1 protein-coding gene and 1 pseudogene are annotated in these 1,217 nt (G+C 44.4%); both read left to right on the forward strand.

Annotated features, from left to right (window positions below):
• Positions 1-481 (forward strand): DUF3939 domain-containing protein (locus PO605_RS30805; RefSeq protein ID WP_272207348.1); only part of this gene is annotated, 481 nt, incomplete at its 5' end.
• Positions 478-1,217: pseudogene (locus tag PO605_RS30810) on the forward strand (hypothetical protein); the annotation flags it as partial. The gene PO605_RS30805 and the pseudogene PO605_RS30810, both read left to right, overlap by 4 nt.

Here is a 1,217-nt window from a genome sequence, read left to right on the forward strand (position 1 = left end):
GCATGGGCTTGCGGGGTCCGAGCCGGATTACACCTATGACGAGGACATGCCAATACTGGGGAATATGCCTGATCCAGAGGTGCCTTATTGGGACAAGCGGGAGTATCGATCGCTGCAAGGGGAGAAGGCGGTTTATGAGTTTTTGACGGCGTATGGAACTAGGCCTGCGCTGGGGTTTGAGGAGATCAGGAATGTGCTCGAGAGATTCAATGCAATTAGAGAGGAAGGGAAAGACTTTCCAAAGAAGATTGATTTCCTGCAAAAATCCGTTAATAAATTCATTGCCAAGGGAAAATTAAATCCAAAAGGAAAGAATGACAAAGAAAATAAAGAAATAAATTTTCTTGATAAGATGAGCGAGAAATATGATAAAGATCAGGCGCAAATCAATAGAGAGATTTTCCTAGGAGATCTTATCGGGCAGGAAGAAAAATACCCAGGGGTTTGCCTTCCGGGGAGCAGCGTATGCAAAGAGGTATGATCACTCTATTCTTGATGCTTAATTCCGTACTATTGATTGAATGTCATTCAAATCAAAAAAAACAGCTAACAACAGAAGAATGGGCGGAGCGTCGTCACCCACCTAGTGATACTTCCCCCCTACCGGAAGGGTGCAAAGCGATTAAATATCTCGGAGGCTATTATCCCATAGCAGCGGCTATTAGAGGCAATGGCCGTTATTGTGTAATTCACGATTTTATACAGCGAAAGGCCATTGATTGGATAGAGGGTGGAATAGAGCATGGTTCACCCACGGATAGTCAAGGTGATGGTAGCGTACTGACTTTTTACAAAAATAGTCTATCTGAATTAGATTTGAGAGAACATCTAATCTCCGGTAGACCATTTAAGAATGTAAATGGAGTAGGAATATTGGGTAATGATCAAGTTTTTTTAAAAGTTCATAACGGAAAAATAGAGACTCCTGGGGGTTTTGGCATAGGTGTTGAGATGGCGCCAAATATTATGATAAATAAAAGAATGAAAATGCTGACAGAAGACACTGCTGTTACAAAAGAATCCAACTGGAACCCGGAAACCGAGGCTTTTAACAAAATCCCTTGGGATTATTTCCCACCCACCTTCTACACCGCAGAAAACCTTCAAATCAAATCCGGCGGCCGCGCCATCATCATGGCGGGCTCCGACAACGTGGTGCGCAACAACACCATCGAGGTCGATGGCCGCACCGCCGTCTACCTGTACGGCCCGCGCTC

The sequence above is a fragment of the Delftia sp. DT-2 genome (genome assembly GCF_028401915.1).
In the GTDB taxonomy this organism is placed as follows: Bacteria; Pseudomonadota; Gammaproteobacteria; order Burkholderiales; family Burkholderiaceae_C; genus Comamonas; species Comamonas tsuruhatensis.